This is a genomic window from Kitasatospora sp. NPDC056446, assembly GCF_042796115.1.
In the GTDB taxonomy this organism is placed as follows: Bacteria; Actinomycetota; Actinomycetes; order Streptomycetales; family Streptomycetaceae; genus Kitasatospora.
In genome coordinates this window covers 34,607-40,821 of sequence record NZ_JBHTRF010000079.1, presented here as the reverse complement: position 1 = coordinate 40,821, position 6,215 = coordinate 34,607, and the positions used below count along the sequence as shown (strand labels likewise).

The 6,215-nt window shown below is 72.0% G+C and carries 3 protein-coding genes; all 3 read left to right on the top strand.

What is annotated here, in order from left to right:
• The first annotated feature begins 435 nt into the window (after positions 1-435).
• Genes cas7u through cas3u form a run of 3 tightly spaced genes read left to right on the top strand, consistent with a single transcriptional unit; the run spans position 436 to position 6,215 of the window.
• Complete coding sequence (gene cas7u, locus ACFQ6N_RS33325; protein WP_380657335.1) at positions 436-1,662, top strand: type I-U CRISPR-associated RAMP protein Csb1/Cas7u; 1,227 nt, start codon at positions 436-438, stop codon at positions 1,660-1,662.
• Positions 1,663-1,668: 6 nt separating this feature from the next.
• Complete coding sequence (gene csb2, locus ACFQ6N_RS33320; RefSeq protein WP_380657334.1) at positions 1,669-3,138, top strand: type I-U CRISPR-associated protein Csb2; 1,470 nt, start codon at positions 1,669-1,671, stop codon at positions 3,136-3,138.
• Positions 3,135-6,215, top strand: coding sequence for a type I-U CRISPR-associated helicase/endonuclease Cas3 (gene cas3u, locus ACFQ6N_RS33315; protein ID WP_380657332.1), 3,081 nt, complete (start codon positions 3,135-3,137; stop codon positions 6,213-6,215). Before csb2 ends, cas3u begins: the two co-directional genes overlap by 4 nt.

The window sequence follows — 6,215 nt, the reverse complement described above, 5'->3', positions numbered from 1 at the left end:
GGGGGCCCCCCCCTCCCCGGGTCGGGCCCCCCCCCCGCGGGGGCCCCGGGGGGGGGGTGGGTCCCCGTGGTTGCCCCCCCGGCCCCCCCCCCACCGCTTCCGCCTCGCCGATGACCTTAAGGTGTCTCAACCGAGACTTGGACCTCTGGAAGGACCAGGTCAAGGCGCTTCTGCGCCCTTCTCGCCCCGGAGGGGAAAACCGAGAATCAACGAGAGCCGTCTCATCGCTCTGCACACCATCCCGACCTGCACGGGACTGACTTGGAGCGCCAACGGCACGCCAGCACGCCCACCGACGCGGAGAGCGAGCGATTGTATCTCAACTCACCTTGCCTCAAGGCTTTCTGATAAATCATCACCCAAACGAGTGAGGGCTGTCGGTGGGGGCTGCTTCGATGCGAACTGTCCGAGAGATTCCTGCACAAGGAGGGTTCCATGGAGGCGTTGTACGAGCGGCTGGCCGAGGCGGCGGGCGGGCTTGCGGTGGACGGTGCGATCCGGGTGACGGCCCGGTATGAGCCTGTGGCGGGTGCGGGAGCGCCGGTGTCGCCACCGACCGTGAAGGTCACCCGGACCGTCCGAGATCTGGCGACGGGCAAGGAGAAGGAGGTCGACGGGCCGGGACAGTTGTTCGAGGACCGGTGGGTCGGGCAGGAGTCTGCGGGGGTGGTGCTGCTGGACCAGCGGCAGTCGCAGGCGAACCGGTGTGAGACTGCTCTGTTGGAGGCGGTCGACCAGGCCGATGTGTTCCTGCCGCATCTGGCCCTGCACGTGAGCGCGGAGGGCCGCGAGCTCCGGATGACGAACCTGGACGCCCCGCACCGTTCCCGTGACGCCTACTTCCGGGACGCGCTGGACAAGTCCGGAGCGAAGTTCGACGACACGGTTGTGGGGCGAGCGCTGCGCGACACGGGAACCGGGGATGTGCGGGCCTTCCTGGAGTCGGCGCCCTCGGACCTGGTGTACGGGCTGTGGGATTCGCACCGCAAGCGCCGGGTGCAGTTGAAGGTGCCGCGTGCCTACACCTCGGAGATGGTGGGACTGCGTCCGTTGTCCGGGGTGAGGGCGGCGGGGCGTTTCGACATGTGGAACTTCCCGGGCGACAACGTGGAGATGACCGCCGACGGGTGGAGGCCGGTCGACGGCACGGGGAAGAAGGGCAAGGGGAAGACGCTCAAGGCGTCGGCGGTCGGGCACGGCATGATTCCGCCGGTCGCTGGGATGGGCGGGGTGACGGTGCAAGCGATCGAGCGGAACGCGTCACTGGCCTTGGCCGGTCTGAGGGCGCTGCGCTTCGGCGACGCGTCGAAGGAGTACGTGCGGGCGGCGAGGGCGCTGTTGGCGGCACTGGCGCTGTTGGGGGACCGACTGGCGTTCGCGGCGCCGGCGGTGCGGCTGCGGTCGGGCTGCGACCTGCTGCTGGTGTCGGAGCGGATCGAGTGGGTCGGCCGCGGGCGCGAGGGTGTGGCGGTGACGGAGCCGCTGGAGCTGGAGACGGCGGCGCAGGCCCTGGAGTTGTTCGAGTTCGCGCGCTCGCGGGCGGAGGAGGCGGGCCTTAAGTGGTCGACGGAGCCGGTGCTGCTGTGGCCGAACGCGCAGGTGCAGGAGGCGATCGAGCGCTCCTTCCGCTTGGAGGGCATCGGCGAGGCGGAAGGCGAGTAGAGCGTCATGCCTTTCCACATCTCGGTGGAGCTGCTGGAGCCGCTCTACCAGGCAACCGGCATGGACGGTGAGCGCGCGGAGTGGCCGCCCCACCCCGCCCGCCTGTTCTGCGCGCTGGTCGCGCACGCCGACCTCGAGGACGCCGCGCACCGTACGGCGCTGACGTGGCTGGAGGCGCAGGAGCCACCGGTGGTCACGGTCCCGGCCAAGCCCCTTGAGGCGGAACACCCGCGCGCGGCATGGGTGGTGACCAACATCGTGAACCCGGCGAAGGCGACCCACACCTTGCTGCCCGGACGCACCGCAGGAGGTGTTCCCCGCACCTGGGCGCAGAAGACACTGTCGGGTTCGCGGATGGTGTTCAGCTGGGCCGCGGAGCCGGGGGAGGAACTCGCCCCCGTGCTGAAGGAACTGGCCCGCCGGGTGCCGTACTTCGGTCGTTCGACCGGGACAGGGCTGCTGGACGCCTGGTGCGGCCCCGACGAGCCCGGCAACGGCGATGAGTGGCGAAAGCGCTGGCTGCCGGCATCCGCCGGCGAGTACCCGAAGGGCTCGCAACCGATCCGCGTCCCCTACCGCGGGTACTTGGCCTGGCTGGAAGAGGCGTTCGAGGACCAGCGGCCGGCCTGGAGCCAGTCGCTCACCCACCACTACCTCGACCCCGACCACACGGACCGGCCCGAAAGGCCCGGCGTGGATGGGCCGTTCGGTGACCTGCTGACGTTCTCGTTCGCCCCGGGGGTGGCGCTGGACCCGCGGTGGACGCTGGAGCTGACCGGCCAGCTGCGGAGCATGGTGATGGGCACGTTGGAGGCGATGGGCCACGACGTCGAGGCGATGACTACGGTCCACGGCCACAAGAACAGCCCGGACGACCCGCGACCGGTCGCCTACCTCGCGCTGCCGTTCGCCGGCCACCGCCACGCAGACGGGATGCTGCGCGGCCTGGGCATCGCCCTGCCCCGCGAGATGCCCAAGCGGGACCGCAGGGCACTGCTCGCCGCGCTGCTCCACCACGACGGTGGGCTGCGCCGCATCCGCCTGGCTGACGGGCAGCCGCTGGACCTGGAGCGGGTCGGTCCCGCGGACCAAGACTCGTGGCCGCTGACCGTTCAGCCGTGGGCCTGGCAGGAGCCTTCGACGGTGTGGGCCACGGTGCTGCCGATGGTCCTCGATCGCTTCCCCAAGAACGGTGACCCGTACTGGGCGGACTCGGTCACCGCCAGCTGCGTGGCGGCCGGGCTGCCCGAACCGGAGCGGGTGCGGGTGAGCCCGCACCACGCCATGGTCCCCGGCGCGCGCCACGCGGGCGGCTTCCCGGTGCGACGCAAGGACAGGGAGCGGCCGCTGCCGAGCTGCCATGTGCGCCTGGCCTTCCCGGTCCCGGTCACGGGGCCGGTGGTGCTGGGCAGCAAGAAGAACTTCGGCCTGGGCCTGTGCCGGCCGGAGCCCGACTTCCAGGAGGACGACCAGTGACCGGCACCGAGCGGTCTGCGGCGATCGAGGTGGCTGAGTTCGCCGACTTCTTCCGGGAGGTCCACCACCACACCCACTGCCCGGACGGGACACGGACCGCGGTGTGCGCCCGGTGCGAGGGCTGGGCACCGTTCCCCTGGCAGAGCGCCTACCTGAGCGCCGTGGCCGACGGCGCGAACTGGCCCGACCTCGACGTGCCCACCGCGCTGGGCAAGACGACGTTCATCGACATCTGGATCTTTCTCCTCGCTTGGGAACACGCCCGCGGGCCGGGCCGGGAGCACCGGACGGTGCCGCTACGGCTGTTCTTCTGCGTCGACCGGCGCCTGGTAGTCGACCAGGCACACCAGCACTCCGTCGAGCTGGCCGCGGCCCTCGCCGGGGCGCCGGCCGGCTCGGTGCGGGCGAAGGTCGCCGCCGCGCTGCGCGACCTCGGTGGCGGAGCGTCGCCGCTGGAGGTGGTGCGGATGCGCGGCGGCACCAGGTGGGTGTCGAACTGGGTGCGCAGTCCGGCGCAGCCGTTGGTGGTGACGTCGACCGTGGACCAGTACGGCAGCCGCCTGCTGTTCCGTGGCTACCACACCTCACCGCAGCGGGCTCCGATCGACGCCGCCCTGACCGGGTGCGACGCCCTGCTCGCTCTGGACGAGGCCCACCTGTCGAAGGCCCTGCTGGCGACTGCCGCCGACACCGCGCTCTACCAGCAGGCGGCGGCGCGCGGGGAGTTGGCGGCACGGGCGCTTCGGGTGGTGAGCCTGTCGGCGACCAGCGCCACCGGAGGGCGGCCCCGCCTGGGGGTCGGTAATGCCGACCGTGTCCATCCGATCGCCGGGCGGCGGATCGCGGCCGAGCGCCACGTGACGTTGCTGGACGCCAGCGGCTGGTCGACGAAGCCCGCCGAGGCGTTCGCCCTTGCCGCCGACACCGGCCTGGACGCCGTCCTTCCCCTCCTTCAGCTCCCCGCGGTCGCGGTGATCGCCAACACCATCACCCACGCCCGCGCCGCCCACGAAGCGCTCGCCCGGCGCACCGACGTGGACGTGCTGCTGCTGACCGGCCGCTGCCGCTCCGCGGAGCGCGACCTGCTCGTCACCGGCCCGCTGGCCGAACTCCTCACCGGCATCGACCCCGACCGCGAGCGCCCCCTCGTCGTGATCAGCACCCAGACCCTCGAAGTGGGGATCGACTGCACCTTCGGAGCGATGGTCAGCGAATGCGGCGACTGGGCCTCCGCCCTGCAGCGCCTCGGACGCCTCGACCGCCGCGGCGAACTCGGCCCCGTGCCCGCGATCCTCGTACGCACCCATACTCCCGAGGACCCCGACCGCATCCCCGTCTACGGCCCGGCCGCAGCCCACACCTGGCAGTGGCTCACCCAACACGCCCCCACTCACGACACCCAGGACCCCGCCGAACTGACCCCCCACCTCCTCGACGGCCTGGTCCTCAACCCCGCCACCCTGCCCGGCCTCCTCGACGACACCGACACCGCACCGCTCACCCGCACCGGCGAACACATCCCACCTGTTCACCAGGTACGCGTAGACGCCTTCGCCCGCACCAGCCCCATCCCCGTCCCCGACGAATCCCCCGCCCCCTTCCTCCACGGCCTCGACACCGGCCAGCCCGAAGTCCAACTCCTCTGGCGCGCCGACCTGCCCACCGACACCACCGACCCCGAGGCCCTCGCCGACCACCTCCGCACCACCCCCGTCCACACCGCCGAAACCCTCTCCCTGCCCCTCGCTGCGGTGCGCCGCTTCCTCACCGAACCACGCCGCACCCCCGACACCAGCGACCTCGAAGGCCCCGACGCCGACACCACACCCGAACCCCGCAACCCACCCACCCGCCTGCGCACCACCGTCCTCCAACGCGAGGCAGACGGCTCCTGGACCGCCCCACGCGTGGCCGGAGATCTGAAACCCGGCACCACCCTCGTCGTGCCCACCACCGCCGGCGGCCACGACGCCTACGGCTGGACCGCAGGCCCCGACACCCCCGTCCCCGACCTCGGCGACCACCCCACCGACCACACCCGCACCCCGCTACGTCTGGACCCATCCGTCCTGGCCAGCACCACCGGCGCCACCCCCGAGCAGTTCGCCCCGATCGTCAAACAGGCCATCACCGACCTGACCACCGATCCCGACGACCCGGGCGCCGTGAGCGCGACCGCCGCCATCCGCGCCGCGATCACCAGCCTGCTCGCCAACTTGCCCACCGACACCGCACCCGATGGCTCCGCCCGGCACACCCCGGCGCTGCGCCGGCGCTTGGAGAGCCTGTTGGAGGTCGCCGAGTGGCGCACCGGACGGTCGGCTGCGGCCGGGGTGGTGCTGATCGACCATGGTCGCTCGGGTCGGATCGTCCTCCTCCCGCCGCGGCTCGCCGACGCCGGCCGCTACCGGATTTCCGTGGACGACGAGGATCCGGACAGCAGCAGCCTCACCCGCACCGTCACCCTCAAGCACCACCACCAGACGGTCGGCGAACGCACCCGCGACTTCGCTCGGGCCGTCGGACTGCCCGACGACCTGGTCGACGCCGTCGTGCTGGCGGCCCGGGCCCACGACTGCGGGAAACACCACCCGCGGTTCCTGTGCATGCTCTGCTCGGGTGACCGCCTGCTCGCCGAGTCCCTGCCCGAACCCCTTGCCAAGTCCGGCATGGACCCCGCCGACCGCGTCGCCCGCAGGCGCGCAGCCCGCCTGGCCAACTGGTCCAAGGATCTGCGCCACGAAGCCCTCAGCGCCGCAGCCGTCCAGACCTGGCTCGCCACCGGCCCCGCCGCCGCCCAAGGGCTCGATCACGACCTCGTCATCCACCTCGTCGCCGCGCACCACGGCTACGCCCGCCCGATGCTGCCCGCGGTCGCCGACCCCGAGCCCGTCCTCGTCGAGTGCACCATGCCTGACGACACCACGGTCACCGTCTCCAGCGCGGTGATCGGCACCGACTGGAACGGCCCCGACCGCTTCGACGCACTCAACCAGCGCTACGGCTTCTGGGGCCTGGCCCTCCTGGAATCCATCCTGCGCCTCGCCGACATCGCCTGCTCCGAAGAAGGCAACTGA

Coding starts and splice junctions, on each gene's coding strand:
- csb2 (WP_380657334.1), top strand. CDS start 1,669: ATGCCTTTCCACATCTCGGTGGAGCTGCTGGAGCCGCTCTACCAGGCA.
- cas7u (WP_380657335.1), top strand. CDS start 436: ATGGAGGCGTTGTACGAGCGGCTGGCCGAGGCGGCGGGCGGGCTTGCG.